General features: G+C 59.8%; 28 protein-coding genes and 3 pseudogenes. 17 read left to right on the top strand and 14 right to left on the bottom strand.

Features of this window, described 5'->3' with window-relative positions:
* Window positions 1-6 precede the first annotated feature (6 nt).
* From QCE48_RS06025 to QCE48_RS06050, 6 genes and pseudogenes are all read left to right on the top strand, one after another.
* The gene (locus QCE48_RS06025; RefSeq protein ID WP_309785717.1) at window positions 7-771 is read left to right on the top strand and encodes a hypothetical protein; all 765 of its coding nucleotides are present in this window, start codon (window positions 7-9) and stop codon (window positions 769-771) included.
* A 387-nt stretch (window positions 772-1,158) separates the two neighbouring features.
* On the top strand, window positions 1,159-1,410 hold the full coding sequence (locus tag QCE48_RS06030; protein ID WP_309785716.1) for a hypothetical protein: 252 nt from the start codon (window positions 1,159-1,161) through the stop codon (window positions 1,408-1,410).
* Window positions 1,407-2,714: a phage/plasmid primase, P4 family gene (locus QCE48_RS06035; protein WP_309785715.1), complete on the top strand. Its 1,308-nt coding sequence runs from the start codon at window positions 1,407-1,409 to the stop codon at window positions 2,712-2,714. The genes QCE48_RS06030 and QCE48_RS06035 overlap by 4 nt, the downstream gene beginning before the upstream one ends.
* 1,700 nt (window positions 2,715-4,414) lie before the next feature.
* Window positions 4,415-5,064, top strand: a pseudogene (locus tag QCE48_RS06040) (IS30 family transposase); the annotation flags it as partial.
* 89 nt (window positions 5,065-5,153) lie between these two features.
* A pseudogene (locus QCE48_RS06045) lies at window positions 5,154-5,426 on the top strand (ATP-binding protein); the annotation flags it as partial.
* The gene (locus tag QCE48_RS06050) at window positions 5,411-6,061 is read left to right on the top strand and encodes an EcsC family protein (RefSeq protein ID WP_309785714.1); all 651 of its coding nucleotides are present in this window, start codon (window positions 5,411-5,413) and stop codon (window positions 6,059-6,061) included. The pseudogene QCE48_RS06045 and the gene QCE48_RS06050, both read left to right, overlap by 16 nt.
* Before the next feature lie 241 nt (window positions 6,062-6,302).
* On the opposite strand, the gene QCE48_RS06055 is transcribed toward QCE48_RS06050, so the two are convergent.
* The 4 genes from QCE48_RS06055 to QCE48_RS06070 form a co-directional block, all read right to left on the bottom strand.
* Complete coding sequence (locus QCE48_RS06055) at window positions 6,303-6,665, bottom strand: hypothetical protein (RefSeq protein WP_309794099.1); 363 nt, start codon at window positions 6,663-6,665, stop codon at window positions 6,303-6,305.
* Window positions 6,666-7,398: 733 nt separating this feature from the next.
* Window positions 7,399-7,851: a hypothetical protein gene (locus QCE48_RS06060; protein WP_309785712.1), complete on the bottom strand. Its 453-nt coding sequence runs from the start codon at window positions 7,849-7,851 to the stop codon at window positions 7,399-7,401.
* Window positions 7,852-7,994: 143 nt separating this feature from the next.
* Window positions 7,995-8,333, bottom strand: coding sequence for a hypothetical protein (locus QCE48_RS06065; RefSeq protein WP_309785711.1), 339 nt, complete (start codon window positions 8,331-8,333; stop codon window positions 7,995-7,997).
* A 472-nt stretch (window positions 8,334-8,805) separates the two neighbouring features.
* The gene (locus QCE48_RS06070) at window positions 8,806-9,024 is read right to left on the bottom strand and encodes a hypothetical protein (protein WP_309785710.1); all 219 of its coding nucleotides are present in this window, start codon (window positions 9,022-9,024) and stop codon (window positions 8,806-8,808) included.
* A 150-nt stretch (window positions 9,025-9,174) separates the two neighbouring features.
* On the opposite strand from QCE48_RS06070, the gene QCE48_RS06075 reads away from it, so the two are divergent.
* Both QCE48_RS06075 and QCE48_RS06080 read left to right on the top strand, forming a co-directional pair.
* Window positions 9,175-9,387, top strand: coding sequence for a hypothetical protein (locus tag QCE48_RS06075; protein WP_309785709.1), 213 nt, complete (start codon window positions 9,175-9,177; stop codon window positions 9,385-9,387).
* Window positions 9,388-10,188 carry a hypothetical protein gene (locus tag QCE48_RS06080; protein ID WP_309785708.1) on the top strand — a complete coding sequence of 267 codons (801 nt, stop codon included), beginning with the start codon at window positions 9,388-9,390 and terminating at the stop codon, window positions 10,186-10,188.
* A 114-nt stretch (window positions 10,189-10,302) separates the two neighbouring features.
* Here QCE48_RS06080 and QCE48_RS31835 read toward each other — a convergent pair.
* A pseudogene (locus tag QCE48_RS31835) lies at window positions 10,303-10,772 on the bottom strand (DUF935 family protein); the annotation flags it as partial.
* Between the two features lie 119 nt (window positions 10,773-10,891).
* On the opposite strand from QCE48_RS31835, the gene QCE48_RS06090 reads away from it, so the two are divergent.
* Entirely contained in the window at window positions 10,892-12,085 is a 1,194-nt protein-coding gene (locus tag QCE48_RS06090; protein ID WP_309785706.1) for a hypothetical protein, read from the top strand.
* A gap of 682 nt (window positions 12,086-12,767) precedes the next feature.
* Here the strand turns inward: QCE48_RS06090 and QCE48_RS06095 are convergent.
* From QCE48_RS06095 to QCE48_RS06110, 4 genes are all read right to left on the bottom strand, one after another.
* Window positions 12,768-12,989: a hypothetical protein gene (locus tag QCE48_RS06095; RefSeq protein ID WP_309785705.1), complete on the bottom strand. Its 222-nt coding sequence runs from the start codon at window positions 12,987-12,989 to the stop codon at window positions 12,768-12,770.
* A gap of 160 nt (window positions 12,990-13,149) precedes the next feature.
* Window positions 13,150-13,659: a hypothetical protein gene (locus tag QCE48_RS06100; RefSeq protein WP_309785704.1), complete on the bottom strand. Its 510-nt coding sequence runs from the start codon at window positions 13,657-13,659 to the stop codon at window positions 13,150-13,152.
* 245 nt (window positions 13,660-13,904) lie between these two features.
* The gene (locus QCE48_RS06105) at window positions 13,905-14,372 is read right to left on the bottom strand and encodes a DUF6088 family protein (RefSeq protein WP_309785703.1); all 468 of its coding nucleotides are present in this window, start codon (window positions 14,370-14,372) and stop codon (window positions 13,905-13,907) included.
* Entirely contained in the window at window positions 14,362-14,733 is a 372-nt protein-coding gene (locus QCE48_RS06110; protein WP_309785702.1) for a hypothetical protein, read from the bottom strand. The genes QCE48_RS06105 and QCE48_RS06110 overlap by 11 nt, the downstream gene beginning before the upstream one ends.
* 677 nt (window positions 14,734-15,410) lie before the next feature.
* Here QCE48_RS06110 and QCE48_RS06115 point away from each other — a divergent pair.
* From QCE48_RS06115 to QCE48_RS06140, 6 genes are all read left to right on the top strand, one after another.
* Complete coding sequence (locus QCE48_RS06115) at window positions 15,411-15,965, top strand: HAD domain-containing protein (protein ID WP_309785701.1); 555 nt, start codon at window positions 15,411-15,413, stop codon at window positions 15,963-15,965.
* Window positions 15,958-16,527, top strand: coding sequence for a helix-turn-helix domain-containing protein (locus tag QCE48_RS06120; protein ID WP_309785699.1), 570 nt, complete (start codon window positions 15,958-15,960; stop codon window positions 16,525-16,527). The genes QCE48_RS06115 and QCE48_RS06120 overlap by 8 nt, the downstream gene beginning before the upstream one ends.
* Before the next feature lie 41 nt (window positions 16,528-16,568).
* Window positions 16,569-17,282 (top strand): hypothetical protein, encoded by a 714-nt coding sequence (locus QCE48_RS06125; RefSeq protein WP_309785698.1) that lies wholly within the window; start codon window positions 16,569-16,571, stop codon window positions 17,280-17,282.
* A gap of 183 nt (window positions 17,283-17,465) precedes the next feature.
* Entirely contained in the window at window positions 17,466-17,717 is a 252-nt protein-coding gene (locus QCE48_RS06130; protein ID WP_309785697.1) for a hypothetical protein, read from the top strand.
* Window positions 17,714-17,998, top strand: a complete 285-nt coding sequence (locus QCE48_RS06135; protein ID WP_309785696.1) for a hypothetical protein — start codon at window positions 17,714-17,716, stop codon at window positions 17,996-17,998. The genes QCE48_RS06130 and QCE48_RS06135 overlap by 4 nt, the downstream gene beginning before the upstream one ends.
* Before the next feature lie 346 nt (window positions 17,999-18,344).
* Window positions 18,345-18,665, top strand: a complete 321-nt coding sequence (locus QCE48_RS06140; RefSeq protein WP_309785695.1) for a hypothetical protein — start codon at window positions 18,345-18,347, stop codon at window positions 18,663-18,665.
* Window positions 18,666-19,154: 489 nt separating this feature from the next.
* On the opposite strand, the gene QCE48_RS06145 is transcribed toward QCE48_RS06140, so the two are convergent.
* The 3 genes from QCE48_RS06145 to QCE48_RS06155 all read right to left on the bottom strand — a co-directional run bounded on the left by QCE48_RS06145 (window position 19,155) and on the right by QCE48_RS06155 (window position 22,045).
* Window positions 19,155-19,523, bottom strand: a complete 369-nt coding sequence (locus QCE48_RS06145) for a glycine zipper domain-containing protein (RefSeq protein WP_309785694.1) — start codon at window positions 19,521-19,523, stop codon at window positions 19,155-19,157.
* Between the two features lie 211 nt (window positions 19,524-19,734).
* The gene (gene lplT, locus QCE48_RS06150; protein WP_309785693.1) at window positions 19,735-21,033 is read right to left on the bottom strand and encodes a lysophospholipid transporter LplT; all 1,299 of its coding nucleotides are present in this window, start codon (window positions 21,031-21,033) and stop codon (window positions 19,735-19,737) included.
* 208 nt (window positions 21,034-21,241) lie between these two features.
* Window positions 21,242-22,045, bottom strand: coding sequence for an inositol monophosphatase family protein (locus QCE48_RS06155; protein ID WP_087628831.1), 804 nt, complete (start codon window positions 22,043-22,045; stop codon window positions 21,242-21,244).
* 303 nt (window positions 22,046-22,348) lie between these two features.
* Here QCE48_RS06155 and QCE48_RS06160 point away from each other — a divergent pair, with 303 nt between their 5' ends.
* Window positions 22,349-23,119, top strand: a complete 771-nt coding sequence (locus QCE48_RS06160; RefSeq protein ID WP_309785690.1) for an RNA methyltransferase — start codon at window positions 22,349-22,351, stop codon at window positions 23,117-23,119.
* 208 nt (window positions 23,120-23,327) lie between these two features.
* Window positions 23,328-24,116: a serine O-acetyltransferase gene (gene cysE, locus QCE48_RS06165; protein WP_309785689.1), complete on the top strand. Its 789-nt coding sequence runs from the start codon at window positions 23,328-23,330 to the stop codon at window positions 24,114-24,116.
* 23 nt (window positions 24,117-24,139) lie between these two features.
* On the opposite strand, the gene QCE48_RS06170 is transcribed toward cysE, so the two are convergent.
* Both QCE48_RS06170 and QCE48_RS06175 read right to left on the bottom strand, forming a co-directional pair.
* Entirely contained in the window at window positions 24,140-24,940 is an 801-nt protein-coding gene (locus QCE48_RS06170; protein WP_309785688.1) for a UDP-2,3-diacylglucosamine diphosphatase, read from the bottom strand.
* Entirely contained in the window at window positions 24,940-25,434 is a 495-nt protein-coding gene (locus QCE48_RS06175) for a peptidylprolyl isomerase (RefSeq protein WP_309785687.1), read from the bottom strand. Before QCE48_RS06175 ends, QCE48_RS06170 begins: the two co-directional genes overlap by 1 nt.
* Between the last annotated feature and the right edge of the window lie 27 nt (window positions 25,435-25,461).

Genomic DNA, 25,461 nt, shown 5'->3' on the forward strand with positions numbered 1-25,461 from the left:
GGCTGAATGAGTGCAGTGAGATTTGCGCCATGGGTTGGCTCGCAGTACGCAACCGGCGGGTTTCGTGGACTGCGGGTTCTACTGGTCGCAGAATCCCATTACGGAGGCAAACATGCGGAGCGCCCGACGGTCACACCAGAGATTGTCAATGCGCTCGCACTGGGACGCAAGCATCCGCGTGCGACCAAAAAGCTGAAGCGGCATTCGCACTTCGCCAAAATCATGACGGCGACAAACAATCGCCTCTCAGCGGCCGGATTTCGCGGCATACATCGCGTCGACTTCTGGGAGCGAGTTGCGTACTTCAACTTCTTGCAGGAGTTCATGCGCGACAAGCGGGTTGAACCGCCGGCAGAGGCGTGGCTGCGCGGCGCGAAAGCGTTCGCCGAAGTGCTCCAGGTACTTGAGCCCGAACTCGTCGTTTGCTTTAGTTCGCGCATGGGCAGCCGGGTGAAGACGGTAGCGGGAAATCTACCGGTAGCGGTTGTGAACCACCCGTCGTCGCACTTCGCGTACGGGGAAGCTAACCCAGTCATCCAGGCACAATTCGAGAGAGCCGTGAAGCTGAAGGCCGAGAGAACTGGAACCGCCTTCGCAGAAAAACCGGTTTTCCGAAAGTGGCTCAATGCGACGCAAGGCGCGCTACCCGCGCACGGCCCGCACCTTTCCACCAAAGAGCTGATTGCGTCTCGGGCCGAGTGGTCGACGCTGATGGCCGCGCTCGATGCGCAAGCGCAACTCGGACTGGCTGTCGACGGCGTCGCAGCCTGATTGTTGTTAGCGGCGGCCCATACAGATGGGTTTCATCCGCTCATTCAGAGGGATTCGGACCTTGGAACGGTCGGGGACCAGCCCGCTCCGATTTCGCCAACCAATGCGGCAGTGCCCCATACACTCATTTCCGCAGCTGTCAGAGCTTGTGGTCCGGCGATGACAGTCGACACGCCGGTCGAGTCTTCAACTGCCCGCGTTTTGAAGCAATGCTTTGGCATCAGAGCTGATAAGGCTGCGAGCGAAGCGCTCACACGCCGATGCAGGTTGCACGCCACTGCCGGGACGTCGGGGGTACGCATTTTAGGCGCCGCTGAGCGCGCCGGATTTCGCCCGATATAAATCTGCCGCCCTACACGCTTCCGTTACGTCGCCTCGCGGCACGTAATGGCACGTGTCGGCATCGAACGCCCCTTGCGTGTCCCGAAAAACCGTTTCTTTGGGACCAAAATGAAACTGCTTGACCCTTACGAACTCGCTGCGCTGCTTGGGCGCAGTCCTGAGACTATCAAAAAAGACATGCGACGCAATCCGATGGCGGTACCGCCGCGGTTGCATATACCGGGCACGCGGCTGCTGCGCTGGCGTGAATGCGATGTTGAGGCGTGGCTCGCTGAGCATGTGAGGGAGGGCGTATGACAGGGAAAGGCTTCGCACCGCATTCCTACGCTTCCGCACTCGTCGGCGGTGGAGAATATGCACACGATGGCGGCCTCCTGTTTCGCTGGTCGGGGACGCACTGGTCGCCCATCGACGACGACGACGGCGAACGGCACGCGTACAACTGGCTTGTCCGGCATAGCATGGAGCACGCATCTCCTGACAACGCCCGGAAGGCACACCGCGCTGCGATACTCTGGTCCGGTAAGCTTCAAGAGACCACCCGGAAAGTCATTATTCCGTGTCTGAACGGCTACGTGCACGCCGCGAATGGCAGTCTCACACTTGAGCCTGCGGACCCGACGCTTGGATTGAGACATGTGCTCGGATGCGACTATGAAATCGCAGCGCCTTCTCCTCAAAGATTCAACGCATTCATCCGGACCATCCTTCCGGACGAGGCTGTGCGTCGGCGGGTGCAGGAATACATCGGCTATACGCTGACGGCCGACGCGAGGTATCAGCGGGCGCAATTCTGGCTCGGTGGAGGGGCGAACGGCAAGGGCGTGCTGGCGAATATCGTTCAGGCGCTTCACGGTAAGCCGGAGGCCGTCCAGTTGGACGCGCTCGAGGGCTTCCGGCTGTCCATGCTCGCCGGAGCAAGCCTCATCTATTGCGATGAGGTACCCCGCGGGAGGATTAACGAGCAACTCCTCAAATCGATGATTGCCGGCGAGCGCATACAGGTCGACCGGAAGTACCGCGACCCCATCAGCATTCATGTCCGGGGCAAATGGTTGGTTCTTGGCAATCATCTTCCGACCATTACAGACCACTCCGCAGGTTTTTGGCGACGATGGGATATTGTTCCGTTCAGCGTCACGATTCCCGAGGCGCGGCAGGACCCGATTCTGGCCGAGCGCATCATTGCTGAGGAACTGTCAGGGGTTCTCTCGTGGGCACTCGACGGACTTGCTCGCTTGCAGGCTCGCGGTGCGTTTGACCCGACCGTTCCAGCAGCCATGGGTGGCTTGCTGAAAGAGGCAAAGAGCGAGACGAATTCGGTGCAGGCCTGGTTCGATGATTGTGCTATCGCCATTGACGAGCAGCACAACGCGACGAAAGAGAATGTCTACGACCATTATCGCGACTGGTGCGGACGGAATGGTCTTTCGGCGATGGCGTCGCCGCGCTTCTGGACCCGCATGCGCGACATTTTGCCGTTTGAAGAGTCGCGGCACAGACAGGGCAGGGCGCAGGTGCGCGTGTGCAATATCCAGCTGCCGGACTCAGCTACCACCTCGGCGCCATCCATGATGAAGCTGGTGAGCGCGGCCGCCTGATGCCGTAATCGCGGGGTCACACTCGGGAAATTGCGCGTCGATGTGCCTGCTGACGCGCCTTTTCTGTTGGGCGATAGGGAGTCGGTGCGCGAGTGAAATGCACGCGCTCCTGCCGGACGAGGCCGGTTGACGTCGCTCGGCGTCAGCGAACGTAAGGAATACAGGTGCATGGCGCGACGCGGTCATCCGTCGAGGTTCGCGGTACACGGTCCCGAGGCATAACGGGTCATAGCGAACACCTGACAAACGACCGTTCAGGGAAGCGTTGCTACGCCATACGACAGCAACCGGGATGCATGAGCCATGTGCCGTACCGGCACTCAGGGCCTGACGCAACAGCGAGGGGTGGCCTGGGCAAAGTGTCCTGCGAAGGACTGCCGTGGTTGGGCTCGAGGCGAGCGGCACGAACGCGGCCGGAGCATGCGGGCCCGCACCCAGCGGTGCTTTGCCGGTAGTGTGCTAGGTGAGCTAGGACTGAATGTGAAACTGTTCTTTAATGCCCTCGGTCACGCCAGAAGAATGTTTGTGGAAAGGAGCCTGTCTCACCTGCCTCACTCCCGTGTGGCCCGTGCTTGGCAATGCGACTGGCAAGATATACTCGGCCCCGTTCATCGCACGCTGCGGCGGTGGTTGACTCATTTAGCAGGTTCCGGACCATCGCTACTTGTCGCATAAGGCTTTGCCGGTGTTTTGCCAAGCTCACTCTATTTTTCTAAAGAAGGGATAAGGCTTTACCTGAGAGGGAGATTGGCGCGACCTTCAGTCGACGCCAGTCTCGCTTTTGCGGTGCGTTGCACCAGCCATGGGCGTGGGACGCCCTCGGCCTCGCAGAACCCTTTTTCATTGCAAAGGCTCTTGCATAGTCAGCCTCGCTCTGCGGCTGTCGACTGGTGATGCACGGAGAAGTGTGCATCAACGGAGTAGGGTTTCTCCTGCCCTTGCAGAGATACCTGCCACGGCGCAGCCGTGCGTGGTCCACCGGCCGGGCTTTGCGAAGCCCGGCGCAATCGGCGGCGAATAGAACAATGGCGGAGTAACCGCCTTCGCCGGCAGCATGGCCGCTACTCGCGTCGACAGCATGTACCCGGCGCATGATGACTCGAAGTAGCGGCGTTCAGTTTTGGCGGGACAAAGACCCGGTCCGTTACAACCACAGCAATCGCTTTTCGCGGGGTCTCCTGCGGCCTCCAGGTGCCTCGCACTTCTCGGCCTATGGTCGCGTACCCCCGGTGCAGTGGCACAGGCCACATGGCGTATGCACGGTGCGCTCGACCGAAAGAAGGCCTCCGCCAGCCGGTGCCGTTACCATTCCTGCTTTCGGGACGTGAGGAAGCGAAAGCCGCGCACATCAAACATGCATACGTCCATCCGGAGCTTTTCCCGGGTGGTTGCTTCGATGGACTGATGTTTCGCCGGCGTTTGCGAGAAGGTCCAGGAGTCGCTGCAGTCGAACTCGTTGCGAGTGCATCAGACCTAGCGTCGCGTTCGCCTGCATGACTCGAGCGCGCCAGTATGTCTGTCCAAATAGCGAATGGGCACCTTCGGACGATAGAGCCCGCTCAAGGTGTGCGATTGCAGCGTCGACGTTTTGGGCTTTGTACGGACAGGTCACATTGCCTTCTTTGCTTGTCATGGCTTTCATTTGCTTCTCTCAGGTTCTTCCACTCTTCCAATCGGTTTCAGATGTCGGACCGCCGACCATCTACGCCCAGCTGCGCGGCGAACTGCGCCGTCAGCTCATTGCCTGCCTCCGCCACGGCCACAGCACGCGTATGGCGCGCACACGCGGCACAGACAGGCGCGGACAGATTCCGGATATGGTCAGCATTCATGTGCGGCCGCCCGAAATCGAAGACGACTGCTGCCTGGGCATTGGGAAGGCGACTTCATCAAGGGCGCAGGAAACCAATCGTCTGTCGCCGTTCTGGTCTAACGGACCAGCCGCCTAGTGCTGCTCGCCAAGACGGAAGACGCCACCGCCGCTTCTGCGCTGGCGGGCGTCTCAGCCAAACTTGATTCGATTGCAGCGCCGTTGCGACGTACCTTCACCTACGGCCAGGGCAAAGAAATGTCGCGGCATCAAGAACTCACTGCCGCCACTGGCTTGCGCGTCTACTTCTGCGACCCACACGGCCCCTGGCAGCGCGGGACCTGCGAAAACACCAACGGCTTGCTTCGTCAATATTTGCCCAAAGGCACTGACCTATCGGTCTACAGTCAGGACGAACTCGACGCCATCGCCGACAGTCTGAACAGCCGGCCTCGTGCGACTCACGCGTTCCATACTCCATTCGAGGTCTTCGCCGCTACGCTCGCCTCAGCGAGCCAGCCTCACGGTTCTAAACACTAGACTCCGTGTTGCACTTCAGCTTGAAACCGCGCAGCAATTGAATCGCCCCGAGAACTGTAGCACCGAGCTGCCGAGCATTCAGTGGTTTCATCCTCACCACAAACCTGGGCTTTACAGGATGGTCCAACGTGTTCGGGGATGCGAAGATGACCTCGGCATTGCTGGACCGGCTCACCCATCACTGCCATATTGTTCAGACCGGCAATGATTCGTTATCTTCGTCTGCCAATCCTCGGGCTAAAGTTCTTCAACACCTTGCCGATATGTCGTTGGCGAACCGATTTAGCCGCAACGTCTTCGTTATTGCCAAGGCGAAAAATCTTAAAAACGACACGCGAGATAAACTATGTCCAAGGATTTGACAGAGACGAAAATTCAGCAGGCGCTAGAGTGGGCCTACGATAAGGCAATGAATGGAATACCGGGAACAGGTACCGCCGAAGAATTGGCCGAGCAATACATGAAGGGAAGCGGCTCAGTGGTAGACGCGGCGAACTCACTGATTCGCTGGCAAAACACCAAAGCGGCGACCTCCGGCTTCATAACAGGTCTTGGCGGTCTAATCACCTTGCCCGTCACTATTCCCGCCAACGTTGCAAGTGTCCTGTATGTCCAGCTGCGCATGATTACCGCCATCGCCTATATCGGGGGGCATGACCCGCGCGATGACCGCGTCAAAGCATTGGCTTATGCTTGCCTCGCTGGAAGTGCGGCCAAAGACATTCTGAAAGATGCAGGTATTGCCGTCGCTCAAAAGGTAGCCATCAATTCTATTAAGGGCATCAGCGGCGCAACGATAACCAAGATTAACCAAGCCGTTGGGTTCCGCCTTTTGACAAAATTTGGTAGTACGGGGGTTATCAACCTCGGGAAGGCGGTTCCCTTTCTTGGGGGCATAGTAGGTGCAACGTTTGACTCGGTGACCACGAACCTCGTCGGCAACGTTGCACGTGACACTTTTATTGATGCCGCAAGCACAGCTCGCGCAATCGGCTGATTGGGCGTGCCGCAGCGCTAGCTGCAGCACCGAAAGGGGCAGCCGAGGGGGGCAATCGACGATGTACCGTGAACGCAAGAGCGGCGCGATGTGGAGTGGCTCCCCAGCGGTCTCGTCCGAGATTTTGGCAAACTTCCGAATCAGCTCCTCGAAAACCAGCCCCATCTCGGTTGCCTGCGCGAGACATCCGAGCCACGCCGAAAGAAAAACTCCCCGCGCGTCCCCGCCGCGTTTTGGCCACCTATAGGCAGAACACTGTAGAGACCAATCGCGGCCATGCCTTGCGCAATCTCGCCGGCACAATGTACCGCGCTCCCGGCAGCCGTCCGTCGTTTATCTCTTGCGCAGTTTGCTCCGGCTGATGCCATAGGTCGCGGTCGAGCAGCACGTGTTCATAGAGCAACGCCCAGCGGCCGTGCAGCAGTTCGGGCGAACAGTTGGCCACTTGAGCAAACAAGTCGGCTGCCTGAACTGCCCACGGCGCCGCACCTTCCGGATGGTCGTCGGCTATCAGGCTCGCAACAGCACGGTCCAGCCACTCACGCAGGCTCAGGCCGCATTTTTGTGCCGACACGATTGCTGCCGCCATGACTGCTGGTGACATGTGCAGCACGGTGCGAACACCGGGAGAAGTGGTGTCAAGGCAGGTTGTATTCATAGAAGGATGACATCCATCGTTTAGCTGACTGTCGCAGGATGGCGCAGCACGATGACGATTGCACGCAGTTTCGATTACCAAATTGCGTTGGTGACTACACGAGATGTGCCGGGTCATGCAACTCGGCGCTTCGTGATTGAGGTCATCGATGAGAGGAAGGAAAGGCGTGTCCGCAGCAGATGTAGTCTGCGCTTGTGTAGCATTAAAACGGCAGCGGCGAAAACTAGGGCCGACAAACGTGCGGTTGGAACTTGGAAGGGGGAGCTATCGCACTATTGTTCGACATTTAAGGTTGCTTGCATTCACGGATGCAAGTAGAAAATGACAGCGTAACTACGCGTGATTTTTTGAGAGCCTGCTTTCGCGGGCTCTCATCATGTGCGTCAACGCCGGAAGTTCTAGGGGTATGCGTCAGCGATAGTCAGGGGCTTTGATTGCCTTGACAAATGTGAACAAACAGTCCAGTTTGCGGCTCACGAGTTGAACGCGGGTTCTATTTGATAGAGTATCGGGGACGTATGGCGGAGGCTCATCATAATCGTCGAAGATGCGTCCGAGTCGAGTCGAGTCGAGTCGAGTCGAGTCGAGTCGAGAAGTGAGGTCAGAGATTTTTATACGGCGTCTAGCAACGCCATATAAAAAACCTCGAAACCACTCGTATATCTAGGCAGCAATAAACTCAGTTTGTCAGCGCGCATCCCTCGGACAAGCGCATCTTTCTCCCAATCTCGCCGAGAAAACGGGTTTTTGGCAATAACTCGAATACGTGCGCGATGTCGCCATTAGACACGGCTCGCAGGTATGCGTGCTCGTCCTCAGTCCATTCCTTAGTGAAAAGCTGGTAGTGCCAGGGGTGGTCACGAAGGTAGCCGATTTTAGACAGGAATCCGCCGAAGTACCGCATCCCGTTCCGATAGCTGTCGAGTGGCGCATGCTTGTTTATCCTGTGCCCGTATCGAGCAAAATGCGCCTCCATGCACAGCCAATCCGCGTCGGATGCAACGTAAAATCCTTGCTCGTCGACTCCCCATTCATCTGGTACGAAATCGAGCGAAGATTCCTCGCGCGCCAACGTGTCAACCTCGCTGTGCAACTGTGTTGTGGCTTTGCGCCTGAATTCCAAGACTGACATAAGCGTTCTTTGAATCGAAATAGAGAGTGCGCCCTTTGTCGAGGGCATTGTTCGCATTTGGTTATCGGCACGTGGCTGATTTTCTTTAGGTCGTGAACCCAAGAAAAAGCCCACCGAAGTGGGCTGTGGAATCAGGAATCGGGTTACTTTTTTGCCATGAACTGCTGAAACTGCTCATTAAACGCTCGGATTCTGGCCATGCGCTTCGCGTGTAGGCGCATGCTTGCAGCAAATACCAGCGAGTTTGTGGTCATGGCCGTCGTTGCGATTGCAACTATGGCTCCGCCGACAATGTAACCTGCGACTCCTCCGACCGAGACCACTACGAACGTTGGGATTGCTCGCAGGTAGCCTTGGCGGTGCAGCCGAAGCGTGTTTTCAGTGACATTGCGCACACCCCAGATGACACCAAGCAGCAGAGCCACTTGTACAGCGGGGTGCAGAGAAGCGATGACATCGACTACAGGTTGAAGATTCAGCATGATTTCACTCTCGAGAATGTCCTAGCGACTTCCTACCTTCGGCCTGTGGCCGAGAGCGGAGGTCACAGGATGGGTTACGTGTCGTCACACGATAAGGCGAAGTTGTTTGCCTTATAAACCGTATAGCGAGGGCGATTTAAGTAGGGTGAGAACTAACGACCTTAATGCGAGCAATTAGCCTGAATGGCTTAGATTGATTTTGCATAAAGGCATGCTCTGTTCACACCGGTGGGAATATGGACGACAAAAAGCCTCGCCGATGGCGAGGCCTTTTGCGCAACGTGAGGTGTTGTTCGAGGCGTTAAGCTTGCTCGTGACCGTTTCCGAAAGTCTCTGGAAACACAAGAGACAGCATGCCGGCGACGAAAGCGAAGGTAAGGGCGAAGGTCATTTAGACGATGCTCGCAAATGCGGTTATTGCAAAGAGTATACGAGTGCGGCGGTCGGTTCACAAGCACAAACTATAGCGGACTTATTTTATCCGGCCACCGACACGCAGGCCGCGAGTCACGCGCATTGACCAATACAAGTGCGGGCCACGATAAGGATGCTTTGCACGCCACTCAGCTTTCTTGCGCCTGCGCCGGAAGACGTATTTTGCGGACAGGACGATGACGCCAACGAACAGGGCCCAGTGCGCTGCGAGCAACACCATGCCAGCGTTGTCGGGTGGAAAGAAGATGTCTTGCATGAGAGCCTCCGTTTTCACCGTGTAGCACGCAAAGGAAAACTGCCGCTGCGTCGGCCGTCGAATCAGTTACTACGCCTAGTGTTCGAAAGAACGAGTTTTCGGGACTGCAGCCCGAGTACTATATGTAGTCTTCGACGAAAAACGACCGCTGTGAAGACCTTGACGACTTACGTAGAGCAGCTCGACCGCGCTGCCGAAGAAATGCGAGTCGGCACCGACGTTGGCAATCGCCTTGCGTTGATTCTTGTCGACAACGTTATCGAGCTGATGCTGCATCGATACTGCGAGAGTCGCTTCGGCTGGGCCGGCATGATGGCATCTCCCGACGCTCCACAACGCTACAGCCGCGCGTCGAAAGCGTGAGTGCTGGGCAATCGATTCGACGAAAAGGTTAGGTTCGTCCGCGCCGAAAACCGGCTCTCCGAGATAGAGGCCAACTTCGTGGGGCTTTGCCACAAGTATCGGAACGAGGCTTACCACGTCGGCCTGTCTCGAGAGAACATCCTGTTTCCGGTCGCGGCTCTCTATCACGAATTGGCTTGCGAGTTGTTCTTGCGGCTGGATACCAAAACGCGAAGTCACGGTCTGAAAATCGTTGTCCCCGAGCGAGTAGCAAAGCATGCCCCGGCCTCGTGGCAGCAGGGACGTGTCGACCTCTACATGACTCAGCCGATTGCCAACTCGCTCAACGCAGCGCGGCCGCAACTCGCGCGAAACGCTGGCGAATACTACGGAGACGCGCTCGACGAATGGATTTCGCATCTGGAGAAGGTGACGGACTACACCGTGCGCGGGTTCGGAAAACCTGTACCGGATGTACTGAAGGAAGCCCAATGGTGGAAAGACCTGTTCGCGAACGTTCCGCCCGATGTCGAGGATGGCGAGCCACTATCTCGCTACCTGAGCAATAAGCACGCTGAGATGAGCGCGACCTGGCGACCGAAGTACGACGCGTTGCCTTTCGTCGGCTGGCGCAAACGGACTGGGAAGATTCGACAAACAAAAGACGGCCGCACAGCGCTGATATCGTACGACCGCCTCTCCGACGAAATTGCTTTCTACGATAGCTTCATTTTGGACGCGGCTGGCGTCATTGACCAGCAGGTTGAAGAAGCGGTCGAGCGTTCTAAGGAGGAGCGCGCCAGAAACCGGCAGCGCTCTTGATGTCAGTCCCTTCCCTTGCTTCGGTCTGAGCGGCGGGAGTGGCTTGCCGTCTATCGGCGTTGCCGCTGCGGCGGCAGCCGCCATAGCTGCCAGCAACGGCTCATCACCCTCTAGCGCAGGGATGCCGAACTTGTCGCGAGCCCATTTTTGCGGCACGCCGATGCCCAACGGCACGGTCAGCGATAGCACGGTGGTCAGTGCCACCAAGTCTTCGCCTTCGTCTGCCGCGAAGCGAACTACGGGCATCGGCACTTCGGTGCCGAAATTGAAGTCAATGAGCGGACGGATGAGGTCGCGCAGCAGGGTCGACGCAAGCTGCTTTGCATCCGAACGCAGAATGTCCATCCGCACTTCGTTGTGCACGAGGCCGAGCGCATAGCTGCCGGCGCCATTTCCACTGTCCGACGTAAGCGTCTGCCCGAGCACGAGGCGGCTTGCTGGTCTTCGATGTACTTGTCGAATTTTTCGAGAATGTCGACATTGCCGGCCGACACTCCGTTCAGGAATTTGACCTTCATGTCGTTCGGCATAACGGCGTAGGCATCAGTGCCCAACGAAGCCAGAGCCTTCTTGAGGCCAAGCACGTCTTCTTTCTTGCTGTCTCGCTGAAACGTTCCGAGGCGCGTCGGCTGACCGTTCTCGGTGTAGCGCAGGGCTGCCGCCGAAGTATCATCTGCTGATAAGAATTCGCGACGGGGTGAAGATGCTGGTCACATATGTTCTGGGGGACTGTCCCGGCGGCCGCCGCGAGAACTGCTTTGGCAACGTCGATGTTGGCCGCAACGGCGTTCTTCGAGGCTGTCGCCATTGCCGTTATAGCTGGCACGTGTACCTCCCCCCCGTCCAGAAAAAGGTCATATATCTCGACCAGTTTTTCTTCTCGAGCGCCTTCCGTGGCGGCGACGAGCGCTTTGTTCGTGCGGCAAATCGTATCGCCGAGCTGGCAGAAGACCAGCTCATCGTGGCTCCGTACTCGAGTATTCACGAAGACGAGACGCACCAATGGCCCGCCTACGCGGAGTTGCTTGAGTTCATCAAGAAGGCTAGCCGCGGCGCCGAATTCGAGGCGGCCTACGAGGTTGAGCGAAAGCAGATTTACCGTGCATTTTCAAACTGGCGAAACGATGGTGCTGTCGAACAAGCCTTGGAGCGCGAAGACGCGCTCGATACAGAGCATGTGTTCGAATGGGACGGCTATGTTTGGATTGACGTAGGCCAGTACCATGGCGACCCGGTGCTGATTGCTGAAGCAAAACTGCAGTCGGTCGAACGGCTCATCGACGAAGTGTTCCCGAACTGGCGCCAGTCACAAGCCACTTTCGCGCAAGACGTCGTTGCCGAATGCAATGCTGCAGCGCGTGCTCTTTGGGCTAGCTACCTTCGACTCGTGCAGCGCTTGGCGCACGGGGACATGGATGCGCTCTTGGACGCTCCGATAATGTCGCAATACATGCAGGGCTGCATGTATTCGCTGCCTCAAGCGATGTCGCCTGACGAGCAGGTGCAGCAATGTGTCAGCTTCCTGATGTCCGACCACTTCCGCGCCATGCCGACGCAGTGGCTCACATCCCACATGTGGGCAACATTGAAAGCCCAAGTGAAGGCTGGGTCGTACCAACGCCGCGACCGGACAATAAACAGGCTGTCGGGCGTGTATTTTGATATCAAACACATCTCCACGTACGCACCGTACGTTGATGCGTTCATCATGGACAAGCCGATGGCCGAATTGGTATCACGCCCGGAAGTCAATCTTGCGGCCCGGTACAACACCCGTGTTTTCAGCCTGAACAACTGGGACGAGCTGATTGAGTGGTTCGACGAACTGCAAGCAGGCATGTTCGACGAGCACAGAGAAGGTCTGCTGGACGCTTACCCATACCGCCGCAACAGATGAAAAAACGCCTAGAAGGTTACGACAGTTGTTCTCGACAAGGTGAGAGACTTGTTATTGGCTCTCTCGTCTAGGGCGCGGATTTCGACTTATATGCAGGTCGAGTCAGTCGACGATGACTTCCGGCGCGACGGTTGCGAGCAACCGTGCGGCAGCGTCGAGCGGCGCGCGTTAGTCGGGCAGGTCGTCTTCGTGCAGAGGCTTGGAGGGTAGCCCACTTGGCGAGCGTCACAGCAGCCTCCTCGTGCCCAAAGGGTCGTCGGGCTGATAGCCTTCCCCCAGCGCATCAGGCGCGGCGCTAATATGTGGCGAAACTCGAGCGACGGATAGGACCGCGCCAAAATCCGTGGTGAGGGGCGCCGCTGCAATGCTGCAAGAACTGCTCGAGCGGGTCGAATTCCCTAAGAGGTCGTCGTGGCCAAAACCCTAGCTTCGCACGGGACGACGTTGTAACAGCGGCTCATTAGGAGCAATGTAAGGCGTCCATCTGCCTCCAGACCAGGAGAGTTCGAGGCCTGCGGCACGTGCCGCAGCGGAGGCCTCGCGTACGTTCTTGGTCACAAGGAGGGGGCGGGTAAGCAGGGGGCGAGCGAGAAAGGACATGAGAGTCTCCGTGCAATAGGTTTTTGTCTTGTTATCAAAGGCGGGGTAGGCCGCATCGGCCAGCCCCGCGTGCTGCTGCCAATCAGTTGTGTCGCGACAGACGCTTGTACATGCCCATCGCGAAGCCGAGGTTGTCGTACAGATAAGCGTTGTAGAGGTCTCTGTAGTCATCCGCGGAGATTTCGAATCGTTCTTGACCGACCTTTAGCTCGTATTCGGCCTCGCCATTTTTGCGGAATCCAACACGAACGGATTTGAAGGGACCGCACGCAAGCGAGCCGGCGAAGTAGTGAAAGCGTTTCATGGTGTGTCTCACTGAGAGAGAGTTTTAAGGACAGCTCCCTGAGGGCTGTATACGACGTATAAGCACCCCATGAAAACAGCCCCTGCGTAATGCGCTTCGTTAGGCGCAATGCAGGGGCTTGCTCAGAATATATTTAGAGTGATGACTCTAAACGGTCGTCTCAGACTTCTTCGATAGCATCGCTTGCGAGCAGCTCGCGGAGGCGCCGGTCGCCTTGGGCGACATACACGGCGCGTGCGCGCAGGTGGTCGATGGCGGCAACAACGCTGTTACCAAAGCCATGCACGGGTGCTGCGAACCAATGCGACGCTGGCGAGCTAAGTGCTAGCAGTTGGGCCATGACCGCAGCGCCTTCCTTGTCCTCAAGGTCTTTGTAGGCAGCGACGCGCTCTGCCGACATGAGGCTGGCGACAGAGAGCTGCTCGCCGATGTAGCTGCTCGACGCAGCAGCGGCGTCACTGTCCGCAAGGGGCGACGCGAACGGCGCCGTCGAGTACACGGCGATGAGCGGAGCATTTGCAGGCAGACCGAGGCCGCGGTAAGCGACGAAGTGCGTGATGGGCTGCGCAGCAGAGGGCGCTGGCGGCGCCTTGTCAGCAAGAAGCGACTCGAACGTGGATTCAGCGACGCGGCTTGCAGCGCGGGTGGGTCGTTTTGGCAGGGTTTTCATGCCGATGTCTAGAGCGACACCTTTATCCATGTGCATGAAAAGATGGGAGAACCTTGTGGCTCGGGCCTGAGCGGCCCAACGGCGTGGGTGTGCGGCGGTGCTACTGTCAACTGGCTATGCGTCAACCGGCGCTTTCGACTAGCGTCCAGCCCAAAAATCATTCATTTTATGAGCCCACTGCCAAATTTTTCTGTGGAAAAGGGGACCGATTTTGACGACAAAAGTAACGCGTCGGATGAGGTGCATTAAGTTTGCAACGTTGAAAACTGTGTGTCGAGCAGCGAGTGTCGACATCGCAAGATGACGTACGGGGTAGTTGCATAACCTCGAGAGCTATTGCTGGCAACCTGAATCTTCCGCGTTATTCGACGTGCTCCAGTGCTCACTGCGCCGTCCATCGGAATCTGCGTCGTCTTGCCTTCGTTGTATTCTCGAGCAAGCCTGCCCGGTTTTACTGCTATGCCGAGACGCTTGAAAGTCTCTGCGGCAATGCTCTCGAACGTCGCAGCCGGTGCAAGTTCGCCGGTGAACTTGTTCAGCCGCGTTTTTGCATACACGCCTGGGCTCACGCGCACGAGCGCACCGTTAGCTACAAGCCGTGCGAGCACTCGAGAGACTTGAGTGGGGCTGCCGAGACTAGCGACATCCGAGCGCATCACGACAACGCTGTCGCGCAATGCTATAGAACGCTTGATTCGCTCTTCAAGCGGCATTGTTAGCCGTTTCGGGGGGCGTATCTTCATGTTTGAGTCGAGTGATGAAGAGCGTTGAGTAAGGCGCTTTTATGCAGGCTTCGAGTAGCCCGCCGACAAATTCAAATGCGGCTGAAAATTCGCCGTTCCTGTCTCGTTGCTCTTTGATTTCGACCGGCAAGCGGGTTCGATATTGCATGAACAGCGCGTGATTTATGAGAGAGCACTGATGGCCGCTCAGCGCTGCGACATTTTGAATGAAGATGTTCTCCGCATCGTCGCTGCTGTTGATGTGAACCTTCATTTCGCCTAGGTTCAAGCGCGGGCCAAAGCCGGTGTGCAACTCAAGCCGTGCGCGATAAACACTTATATATTCGCTCACTTATTTCCCTGTACATATTTTGAGAAAGTCTCAGTTCGACGTCAAAACGGCTCGAAACTTTGTTGTATGACACAACTAAGGGTGGGATAACCCTTATTTCATCGAACAAAGTTGTGATTATGCTAGCATGGCGAAAGTGCAATTAACGCGTCGAGCTAACTGTGTCGGGGGACTATATGGGCGGAACGGGGTGGGACCTTGCGATGCGACACTAGACGCGGAGTTCGTCCTCCCGCAGTTCGTCGCTGCGGCTCTCATCCGCAAAATCTCTACGAATGACTTCAAGCTGCCGCGGGCGGACCGGGAGTGGCATTGGTTCGCCAAGCTGCCCGACAGCGTGATTGCTCGCATAGAACAAATTGTGTTCGAGGCTTTTCAGCGATGACGACATACCAAGCGTTTATGCGCGATGCGCGAGCGGAATCGAATGCCGACTCGACGCGTGTCCGGGCAGCGTTCGACGCAATGTACGAGTGCTGCAAACAGCAAACGGGACTGGAGGGGCCTGCTGAAGCAGTCGTCGACGCCGCGCTGCGCGCACTCCCCTTGTCCGCCGACGACAAAGACAAAGTGCGGGAGTTTTGCAGTTGGGCGTTGCATGTAGCGCCCCGCGAACCGCTAGCGTTGAGTCCCGCAGATGCGCTTGCTCTTGCTATCCGTGTGCACGATAGCTTGCGATGAATGTGCTCATTCCCTCACTCACCGTGCCGGACCCTGCGGTAAAGGGCGGCTTCGTGCTGTACCTCGATTTTGACGGCGTTCTGCATCCGGAAGACGTACATATGCAAACCGGTCGAGGGCCGTTCATCGCATCGCCCGTGGGGCACAAACTTTTTGAGCACGCAGGGCTGCTCGCTGAAGCGCTTGGCCCCTATCCGGAGCTGCGTATAGTGCTGTCGACAAGCTGGGTACGCGTGTACAGAAGTGTGCGGCGCATAACGCGCAAGCTACCGCCTGAACTGAGCGCACGAGTCGTCGGCGCGACGTATCACGGGGCAATGGACGCGGAGTCGTTTAAAGCGGCTCCCAGGGGCATGCAAGTGTGGAGCGACGTACTGCGACGGCAGCCTGCCGATTGGCTCGCCCTTGACGATGATTACCTGCACTGGCCGGCTTGGTGCCGAGACAAGCTTGTGCGCACCGACGAAATCCTCGGCGTAAGTGCGCCCGCGGTGCTAGCAGAGCTGCGAGCAAAGCTGGCAGCGATGCCGGAGAAAGCTGGCGATGGCTGACTTCACCGAGTCCGAAGCTGCTGCCATCTTGCATATAAGCGAAGCGAATGTGCTGCGTCTCATTGCAGCCGGGGACCTTAGGCTTGACCGGCACAGCGTTCTTGCATACATGGAAAAGCTGCGGCGCGCCCGGCCGCCGCAGCCAAGGGACGACGAGCACTCGTATCGCGTTGAAGGACTACTGCAGACAAATGTCACGGTTTGTCTGGGCGATGGCACCGGCGACACAGTGCATATAGTGTGCGACGGCACGATGCTGTCCTTCGGCGAGTCCAGGTGGCGGAGTGCGCGCAGCGCGTTAAACGGGCCCGACCCGAGGGGGCCTTTTCCTGTCGCAAACGTGTTCTCGGTCTTTGTTCACGAGGTCCGACTCGAAGGACCGGTCGAGTGGCAAGTGCGCGCTTCGCTGCGTGTTGATGTTGAGTGCAGAGATGGACTGGCTTACGCAAGTGTCCACAGCACCGAGCATCGTATCGATTTGGCGCCAGTCGAATTCGTCATCGGCGACGATGTCGTGACTATCGCTCGAGCAATACTGGAGGCGGCCGGATGCGCGGGATAGCTATCTGCATAGACATTTGCGATGGGGAATTTTCCGGTGACATGAGCGCTCTTGCGCTCAACTGCACGCTTGAAGGCACAGTCGAATCCGTCGTCCCCGCAGCACTATTCCAGGGCGTAGCGACGCTGCTCGAAACGTGCGAAAAGGGTTGCGCGCCGGCGGGCGACGCGCTGACGGTTTTCATTCGCCGCAAGACGCACGGAGGCCTGACGCCGCTTGCACGGATAGACGTGCTGCTACAGAGCGGATTTGCGCACGCAAGCATGCTGTGCGAGGGCATGCCGAGAACGGACGCTGAGCCAGTCGCAGTCGCTGATGCGGACGACGTTGCTACGATTGCTCGCAAAGTACTAGGGCTTTCGCCTCGGGTGACAGTGCCGGACGACTTTCCGCATGAGCGCGTGCCGGCCGCTGTGCCTGGGGTGCAAACAAAAGTGGGCGCCGTCCTCCTGTCGCGCGGACGTTACGCCCTGCAGTCAGACGAGCAGCGGGCTGAGCGTTGGGACATATGCGAAGACCTGGTGCATCAGCTGTTGGCGAAAGCACGCGCTGACGCGGCAAAGCATCCTGCTCAAATGCCCGCGGAGACGCTCGAGCGCGTGCGCAAAGCAGTCGCAGGGAAAGGGTGGTGCTCGCCCGAGGAGTTGCAGTGGCTAATACAGCGGCTGCGAGCACTGCTCGAAGAAGAAGACTTGATGAAGAAGCGGCTTGAGTCTGTGCAAAGGTCGGTCCGGGTAAATCTCGACGATTTGTAAGGTGGTTTTCTGCCCCTGCTGTACTGTACTTTCCGCGGCCGGTACAACACACGCCGAATCGTGCCCTCTTTTTTGTGCTCAAGAAATTGTAAGCCACGCCGTTATCCCACGTGCCGGCGCTGTGACGCCGACCCGGGTGGAGCCCGGTGCACTTAATTGAGAACACGAAAGAGGAACGAGGAAATGGCCGATGATTACAAGGGCGTGCACGACACCCTGAGCGAAGTTTTGTTTGAATCCCTCACCCTGCAGTACATGGAGCGCGCTTATATCCGGGACGGCATCGGCGGCGTCTTCGCGCTGAACGAGCGAATCGCTGCGGAGGCGAGGAAGTACGGCTGGGGCACAGACGCTCCGCTTAGCGACGTGACTGCACAGATGAGCGCACACTTTGTTCGTGAACTGGACGCTGAATACTTCCCGAGGACGGAATGAGCGAACAACAAAAGGGGCATCGAGTCGCGCCACGTTTGCTCGCAGAAGACGAGTACGTTGGGGTCCATAGCGCGTCTCAGGAATTTGCCTTTGAGACGTTCATGTTCCACATACAGCGTGCATACCTTGAACACGGCTTTCCCGGCGTTGTGAGCGTGAGCGAGAAGATGGCCGCCGCTGCCAATGCGTATGGCATAAACGAGACGCGCGATACGGATGCGGTTTGCGCTCTGCTGAACAACGGTTACGACAACCTTCTTGACGTTTCGAAGGCAGCGTAGCCGCTAAGTTGTCCCACGGCACGAGGCCGTCCTTTGGGCGGCCTTTTTGTTTGCACGCGTCGTACACTCGTGCCGACACAAATATGAGGTGCGACATGGCAGACGGGGTTGTGACTATTGCAGCGGCGGTCATCGCGGCGGGAGCGGCAGTGACCGTGGCCTACGCGAGCAACTTCGTTGCAGAGCAGTATCGGCGGCATCTCGATAGCACAGGGTGGGCGAGTGCACTCGCCGGTGAACTCAAGTCGCATGCAGAGGCGTTTCCCATGCTCAAGGGGTTGTTCGCCGATTTGCTCAAGCGCGTGGAGCAGAAGGAGCCTCTGCCGCTGTACACCACCCAATGCCCGTGGACCCGGTGTTCGACAGCGCTCCGGGAAAGGTCGGTCTCCTTGGCGCGCAGTTCGCAGGAGAGGTTGCGTTCGCATACGAAAACCTGCGAGCGTTTCGGGGCGCCTTTTTCGTGGTCATCGAGCACCATAAGGAAATGGACCCTGCGCAGCTCACGCTGCGGCTTCAACGTCTGCTCACGTTAATTCAAGATAATGAGACGCGGTTGTGGTCGCTGATTCACGCGCTCGACGCGTACTCCGACCTCGGCTTCGACAAATCTCGCTTCGTCGACTGGTGGCGCAGCAGGGTACATTGGAGGCGCACTGTTCGCACGTAGAACGGGCCCTGAGACATACGGCATGAGTGACATACGCTGAGCAGTCGTCAGTGTCTTTGACGGTCAGTTCATCGCTACCAGGCCTGATTTTATATGTCAACCCGGAAAATCGCTGGAAAATTATGGATTTTCCGGTTTATATGGCGCAAATAAGCTATTGATTCTTAGAACGATTTGCACTTATCGAGTGTGTGTGCTCGAATAATGCTGCATCATCGGCGTATGGTGCGACAGGTCGACTGTTGCCGCGGTGGCGCCAGCCGTATCGGGAGTTGCGGTGTGAGTGCCCATCTTGCGTACGTTCGTGCAGGAGGACCGGCTGCGGATCGCACCGGTCATATAGGGCGAGAGTGTAACCCGTCGCGCGGACGGGATGCCGTCGGCCGGATGGCTAACGCTTCAGTGACTGCGCAATCGTGCGGTAAGCGCAAAAGCAAACGCCGGTTCGAAAACCGGCGTCGATGCGGCAAGCGCAATCCGTTGCAGGCGTTATGCGCGCCCCGCCAGAAAGCCGACGAGCAACGCGAGCCCCGCGACCGCGCCCAGCGTGTGCCACGGCTTGTCGTGCACGAATTCGTCGGCATAGCCGGCGGCGTCGCCCAGTTTGGCCGTCACTGCGGAACTGGCGCCGTCCATTTGCGAACGCACGGTTTTCAGCTTCGACTGCAGTTCCTTTCGAAGCTTGTCTGCATCGAGATCCTTCGCGTCGCGCAACGAACTGTCGAGTTCATCCAGCAGACTGCGCAACTGGCCGCTGGCGGAATCGACCGCGTCGCTTGCGCCGGCCACCGCGCGCTGGCCGAGATCGGCCGCGCCATTGATCCTGCTATCGAGCGTCGAACGTGTGAACAATCCCATTTGCTGCTCCTTTTGACGTGCCGAAAAAGTGAAACCGCGGCTCGTTCGGACAATGGCCGGCTGCAGCGCCGTGGCGTCATGCCAGCCTTGCGCGACGAGTCGTCCTGTAGCGCCGTCGTATCGTTACGACTGCGACCTCGCCTCATCGTTCCCCGCTTTTCCGGCGCCGATCGACGAGGCGTCGAGGTGAGAGTACACCCTCCAGCAAGCTTCATTCCTCCACCAGCGCGCCGCGGTCGGCGTGCCGCTCGTTATGCGAATAGCGGCGCATCGCGAGCCCCATCATCAGGCAGACGAAGACCCCGAAGATCACGATGATCCACTGTACCGGCACCTTGGCGGTGAGCAGCAGGGCATACGAGCCGAGCATCGCGAGGACGGCGAGATTCTGGTTGAAATTTTGCACGGCGATGGAATGTCCTGCCGACAGCAGCGTCGCGCCGCGATGCTGGAGGATCGCGTTCATCGGCACGATGAAGAAGCCCGACAGGCTGCCGAGCAGGATCATCAGCGGATAGGCCATCAGGATATAGGCCGGCGCGAAGAGAGGCCCGATATGCACGCCCGCGCCCGCGGGGAACAGGTCCTTGTTGTAGAACGCCATCGCAACCGCGACCGCACCCGTCACCACGCCGACGGGCAGCACCTTCAGCGACTGCCTGAGCGGAATGAACGCGGCTGCCGCGCCCGCGCCGATCGCGATGCCGACGCCCGTCACGCCCTGCAGCACGGCCGCCTTCGAGAGCGACAGCCCGAGATTCGCGTCCGCCCATTTCAGCACCAGCAGTTGCAGCGTGACGGCCGCGCCCCAGAGGAGCGTCGTGACCCAGAGCGCGATCTGCGCGAGCTTGTCGGACCAGAGCACCTTGAAGCAGTGCGAGAAGTCGCCGATCAGCTTCGTCGGCTCGGTGAGCCGGTTCGGATAGCGCGCGCCCGTGTCCGGAATCCCGACGTTGATCACGGCCGCCGCGGCGTAGATCAGCATGACGGCGAAGAGGGCGGCGTCGGCGGCGGTGCGCACGAGCGGCAGATGCAGGCCCGCCACCCAGCGGTCGACGTACTGGCTCACAAGCGCGCCGCCGATCACGGTGCCGAGGATGGTCGAGCCGACCGTCGCCGATTCGAGCCACGCGTTGGCCGCGATCAGCTTCTCGGGCGGCAGAAGCTCGGTAAGGATGCCGTACTTGGCCGGCGAATAGGCGGCGGCGCCGAGCCCCACGACGCCATACGCGATCATCGGATGCACGCCCGCGATCATCATCGCGCAGCCCGCCGCCTTGAACGCGTTCGAGACGAACATGACATGGCGCTTTTGCAGTGCATCCGCGAATGCACCGACGAAGGGCGCGAGCAGCACGTAGGAAATCGTGAAGAAGATTTGCAGGAGCGGCGTGATCCACGACGCCGACTTCATCACGGTGAGCATCGCGATCGCGGCGATCAGAAGCGCGTTGTCGGCGAGCGACGAGACGAACTGCGCGGCGATGATCGTGTAGAAGCCTTTTTTCATGAGACGACAGAGAGTGGCGGTCGGCGGGCGCAGTGCGAGGAACGCAACGCGCCCGGCAAAGACATGCACTCTAGCGGAGCCGCGCAATGCTTGCAGAGCACGATGCGCGCCCAGCGGGCGGCGAAGAAGGATCGGCGAAAGGCGCGCGTGCCGAAAAGCAAAAAGGCGGCCGAAGCCGCCTTTGCCAATCGACGAATGACGCGCGCGTTCAGGCGGCGCTTTGCCGCGTGCGCGTGTACGGGTCGAGGATCTTGATCATCTGCGCGTAGACCTTCGGATTGCCGGCGACGATCTCGTTTTCGTGCAGGAAGTTCGATTCGCCCGTGTAGTTGCCGACGAGCCCGCCCGCTTCCGTGACGATGAGGCTACCCGCCGCGACGTCCCACGCATGGATACCCTGCTCGAAGAAACCGTCGAGCCGCCCGGCCGCGACGTTCGCGAGGTCGAGCGCGGCCGCGCCCGGCCGGCGCAGGCCCGCGCACGAAAGCGTCATTTCCGAGAAGAGCCGTGCATAGGCGTCGAGGCCCGCGCCGTCGCGAAACGGGAAGCCGGTGCCGATCAGCGCATCCGCGAGACGGTCGAGCTTGCCGACGCGGATACGCCGCTCGTTCAGATATGCGCCGCGGCCGCGCGAGGCGGTGAAGAGGTCGTTCCTGGTCGGATCGTAGACGACCGCCTGCGTGACGATGCCCTTGTGCGCGAGCGCAATCGACACGCAGTAATACTGGAAGCCGTGGATGAAGTTGGTGGTGCCGTCGAGCGGATCGATGATCCACTGGAACTCGGACTCGCGGTCGTCCTTGCCGGATTCTTCGGCGAGGATGGAGTGGTCCGGATAGGCGGTGTGCAGCGTCTCGATGATCGCGGCTTCGGACGCCTTGTCGACTTCCGTGACGAAGTCGTTGTGCTGCTTCTTGCTGACCTGGACGCGGTCCAGGTCGAGCGACGCGCGGTTGATGATCTGTCCGGCGCGGCGGGCGGCCTTGACAGCGATATTGAGCATCGGATGCATGAGCTTGATCCTTTGGCCGGCGCGTGGCCGGCACCGTTCGGGTGCGCGGACGAGCCGGAAAGTTGGCGACAACGACTGTCGACGGAAGACGAATTGGATAAGAGCGGGGCGGCCGCCGAATTTCAATTGAAGCTGTCAGCTAAAGCCGTCAATTGAAGCTTCGAGGCGCGCGAAGGCGGTATTTTACCTGAAGTAAGCCGGCGACAGCGGTTTCGGCTTCGTCCTATGACGTTCGGCCAGTTCAGGCACGTGGCGAGAGGCGCTACCATAGCGTGCTCGAACCTTTCACCGGCGACCGACGCTTTGGACCCACTCGAATCTGCTCATCCCCACGACGGCTTTACGTCGACCCGCTTCGTGCTCGTCGAGCCGAGCCATCCCGGCAACGTCGGCGCGGCGGCGCGCGCGCTGAAGACGATGGGTTTCGCGCGTCTCGTGCTGGTCGCGCCGCGCGTCGCGAACGTCAAGAACGAGCCGGAAGCCGTCGCGATGGCGTCGGGCGCCGACGACGTGCTGGCGTCGGCGCTCGTCGTCGATACGCTCGCCGATGCGCTCGCAGGCGTGCACTGGTCGGTTGCGCTCACCGCGCGCATGCGCGAATACGGCCCGCCGCAACTGCCGCCGCGCGCGGCCGCCGCGCGCGCGCGCGAATTCGTGCACCACGGCGACATTGCGCTCGTGTTCGGAAACGAGCGTACCGGTCTCTCGAACGCGGATGTCGAGCGCTGCAGCGCGCTCGCGCATATTCCGGCCAATCCGGCTTACAGCTCGCTGAATCTGGCGCAAGCCGTGCAGGTGCTCGCCTACGAACTGCGGCTCGCCTACAGCGGCGACAGCCCGCCGCCGGCGCTCGAAGTCGCGAACGCGAGCGCGTCGAGCGAGGAAATCGAAGGCATGTACGCGCATCTGGAAAGCGCGCTGATCGAACTCGAATTCCTCGATCCGGCGAATCCGAAAAAGCTGATGTCGCGCATGCGCCGGCTCCTTGCGCGTTCGGGGCTGGAGCGCGAGGAGGTGAATATTTTGCGCGGCATCGCGAAACACATCCTGCTGCGGGGCCGGAAAGCCGACTAGCGCGCCTGTCGCCACCCAAGCGACCGCGCGCGCGACGGGGACATCGAGCAGAGTCGGCGGGCTCATCCTACAATCGCCCGAAACCATCGGCGAAATCCGATATAAGCTTTGCGCGATCCGTGCTGAGGGCTGTCCGAATGATCATATCGACAGACCAAAGCGGTGGATCGACGCGGCGCCCGTCCCCCTCAATCACCAAGCCATCGACATGTTCAAACGCCTGCGCGAAGACATTGCCGCCATCCGCGAGCGCGACCCCGCCGCCCGTAGCGCCTGGGAAGTGCTCACGTGTTATCCGGGATTCCACGCGATTCAGCTGCATCGGCTCGCGCACGCGTGCTGGCTACGGCAGTGGCGCTGGCTCGCGCGCTTTGTCTCGCAGATCGCGCGTTTTCTCACCGGCATCGAGATCCATCCGGGCGCGACACTCGGGCGGCGCGTGTTCATCGATCACGGCATGGGCGTCGTGATCGGCGAGACGGCCGAGCTCGGTGACGACTGCACGATCTACCAGGGCGTGACGCTCGGCGGCACGTCGCTCACGCGCGGCGCCAAGCGCCATCCGACGCTCGGCCGCGGCGTGATCGTCGGCGCGGGCGCGAAGGTGCTCGGCGGCTTCACGGTCGGCGAGGGCGCGAAGATCGGCTCGAATGCGGTCGTCGTGAAGCCGGTGCCGGCGGGCGGTACGGCGGTGGGCAATCCGGCGCGGATCGTCATGCCGGCCACCGAGCGCGCCGCGGACGCATCGCGCAAGACGGAGACGGGAGGCTTCTGCGCCTACGGCATCACGCCGAACGCCGACGATCCCGTGTCGCTCGCGATTCACGGTTTGATCGACCACGCGTCGCGCGAAACGCAGCGGATCGACGATATCGTCGCGGCGCTCGAACGAATCGGCACGCGCGTGGAAGCGCTCAACGGCATCGACGGCGCCGCGCTGCTCGACCTGAAGCGGCTGTCGGAAGCGATGGAAGGGGAAGCGGCGGCGCGCCGCTAAAAGCAAAGGACGACGCGGCGCGTTTAGTCGAGCGCCAGCGCCCGGATGCCGGCGGCGTCGAGCCGCAGATAGCCGCCGCGCGGCTCGCCGTGATCGAGTTCCCAGTCGGGGATGACCCAGCGCGTGCCGTCGGCTTCGCGATGGCGCGCCGGCCGGTGCGTATGGCCGTGGATCATCGTGTGCGTGCCGCTCGACGCGAACAGTCGCGCGACGGCCTCGCGCGTCACATCGTATTTCGCGGACACGGGCAGCGCGCGCGCGTCCTCGCTTTTCGAGCGCATGCGCTCCGCGATCGCCAGCCGCTTCTTCAGCGGCAGGCTCAGGAACAGACGCTGCGCCAGGCGGTTGCGCGCGAAACGCCGAAAGCGCTGATAGCCCGTATCGGCGGTGCAGAGCGCGTCGCCGTGAGCGAGCACGATGCGCGTGCCGAACGCGGTCATCGTGAACGGATCGGGCAGCGGCAGCGCGCCCGCGGCTTTCATGAAGCGCCTGCCGAGCAGGAAGTCGCGATTGCCGTGCATCACGTAGAGCGCGATGCCGCGTTCCGACAGCGTGTGCATCAGCGCCGTCATGCGCCGCGCAAAACGGGCGCGCTCGTGATCGACCGACGCGTCGAGCACATCGTCGCCGATCCAGAATTCGAACAGATCGCCGAGGATGAAGACCGAATCGGCCTCGTTGGCCGTCACGCGCACGAAGTGCTCGAACGCCGCGACCGTGTTCGGAATCGCGTCGCTCAAGTGCAGGTCGGCGATAAAAAACAGCGGGCGCGGCTCCGTGGCCGCGCCCGCTGTTCGCGCGTCGTCAGCCGTCGCGTCGATCATCAGTCGACGACGACCGCCTTTTCGATCACGACGTCGTCGACGGGCACGTCCTGATGGAAGCCCTTCGAGCCCGTCTTGACCTTGCGGATCTTCTCGACCACGTCGAGGCCGTCGACCACGCGGCCGAACACGGCGTAGCCCCAACCCTGCGGCGTCGGCGACGAATGGTTCAGGAAGTCGTTGTCGTTCACGTTGATGAAGAACTGGGCGGTGGCCGAATGCGGGTCGTTCGTGCGTGCCATCGCGAGCGTGCCCTTGTCGTTCTTCAGGCCGTTGTTCGCTTCGTTCTGGATGGGCGCGTCGGTGCCCTTTTGCTTCATGCCCGGCTCGAAGCCGCCGCCCTGGACCATGAAGCCGTCGATCACGCGATGGAACACCGTGTTGTCGTAGTGGCCCTTCTTCACGTAGTTGAGGAAATTCTCGACCGACTTCGGCGCTTTCTCGCTGTCCAGTTCGATCTTGATGATGCCGTGGTTCGTATGCAGTTCGACCATGATGAGTTCTCTCCGTTGTTGGGGTGG

This window comes from Caballeronia sp. LZ024 (genome assembly GCF_031451455.1).
GTDB lineage: Bacteria > Pseudomonadota > Gammaproteobacteria > Burkholderiales > Burkholderiaceae > Caballeronia > Caballeronia telluris.

Bases quoted from the DNA above. Each gene is read 5' to 3' on its own strand.
- QCE48_RS06175 (WP_309785687.1), bottom strand. From the start codon at position 25,434: ATGGTCGAACTGCATACGAACCACGGCATCATCAAGATCGAACTGGAC.
- QCE48_RS06145 (WP_309785694.1), bottom strand. From the start codon at position 19,523: ATGGGATTGTTCACACGTTCGACGCTCGATAGCAGGATCAATGGCGCG.
- QCE48_RS06125 (WP_309785698.1), top strand. From the start codon at position 16,569: ATGAGCGCTCTTGCGCTCAACTGCACGCTTGAAGGCACAGTCGAATCC.
- QCE48_RS06135 (WP_309785696.1), top strand. From the start codon at position 17,714: ATGAGCGAACAACAAAAGGGGCATCGAGTCGCGCCACGTTTGCTCGCA.
- QCE48_RS06120 (WP_309785699.1), top strand. From the start codon at position 15,958: ATGGCTGACTTCACCGAGTCCGAAGCTGCTGCCATCTTGCATATAAGC.
- QCE48_RS06105 (WP_309785703.1), bottom strand. From the start codon at position 14,372: ATGCCGCTTGAAGAGCGAATCAAGCGTTCTATAGCATTGCGCGACAGC.
- QCE48_RS06050 (WP_309785714.1), top strand. From the start codon at position 5,411: ATGTCCAAGGATTTGACAGAGACGAAAATTCAGCAGGCGCTAGAGTGG.
- QCE48_RS06065 (WP_309785711.1), bottom strand. From the start codon at position 8,333: ATGCTGAATCTTCAACCTGTAGTCGATGTCATCGCTTCTCTGCACCCC.
- QCE48_RS06055 (WP_309794099.1), bottom strand. From the start codon at position 6,665: ATGTCACCAGCAGTCATGGCGGCAGCAATCGTGTCGGCACAAAAATGC.
- QCE48_RS06035 (WP_309785715.1), top strand. From the start codon at position 1,407: ATGACAGGGAAAGGCTTCGCACCGCATTCCTACGCTTCCGCACTCGTC.
- cysE (WP_309785689.1), top strand. From the start codon at position 23,328: ATGTTCAAACGCCTGCGCGAAGACATTGCCGCCATCCGCGAGCGCGAC.
- lplT (WP_309785693.1), bottom strand. From the start codon at position 21,033: ATGAAAAAAGGCTTCTACACGATCATCGCCGCGCAGTTCGTCTCGTCG.
- QCE48_RS06130 (WP_309785697.1), top strand. From the start codon at position 17,466: ATGGCCGATGATTACAAGGGCGTGCACGACACCCTGAGCGAAGTTTTG.
- QCE48_RS06170 (WP_309785688.1), bottom strand. From the start codon at position 24,940: ATGATCGACGCGACGGCTGACGACGCGCGAACAGCGGGCGCGGCCACG.
- QCE48_RS06025 (WP_309785717.1), top strand. From the start codon at position 7: ATGAGTGCAGTGAGATTTGCGCCATGGGTTGGCTCGCAGTACGCAACC.
- QCE48_RS06070 (WP_309785710.1), bottom strand. From the start codon at position 9,024: ATGCAAGACATCTTCTTTCCACCCGACAACGCTGGCATGGTGTTGCTC.
- QCE48_RS06090 (WP_309785706.1), top strand. From the start codon at position 10,892: ATGCTGGTCACATATGTTCTGGGGGACTGTCCCGGCGGCCGCCGCGAG.
- QCE48_RS06115 (WP_309785701.1), top strand. From the start codon at position 15,411: ATGAATGTGCTCATTCCCTCACTCACCGTGCCGGACCCTGCGGTAAAG.
- QCE48_RS06030 (WP_309785716.1), top strand. From the start codon at position 1,159: ATGGCACGTGTCGGCATCGAACGCCCCTTGCGTGTCCCGAAAAACCGT.
- QCE48_RS06155 (WP_087628831.1), bottom strand. From the start codon at position 22,045: ATGCATCCGATGCTCAATATCGCTGTCAAGGCCGCCCGCCGCGCCGGA.
- QCE48_RS06060 (WP_309785712.1), bottom strand. From the start codon at position 7,851: ATGTCAGTCTTGGAATTCAGGCGCAAAGCCACAACACAGTTGCACAGC.
- QCE48_RS06100 (WP_309785704.1), bottom strand. From the start codon at position 13,659: ATGAAAACCCTGCCAAAACGACCCACCCGCGCTGCAAGCCGCGTCGCT.
- QCE48_RS06095 (WP_309785705.1), bottom strand. From the start codon at position 12,989: ATGAAACGCTTTCACTACTTCGCCGGCTCGCTTGCGTGCGGTCCCTTC.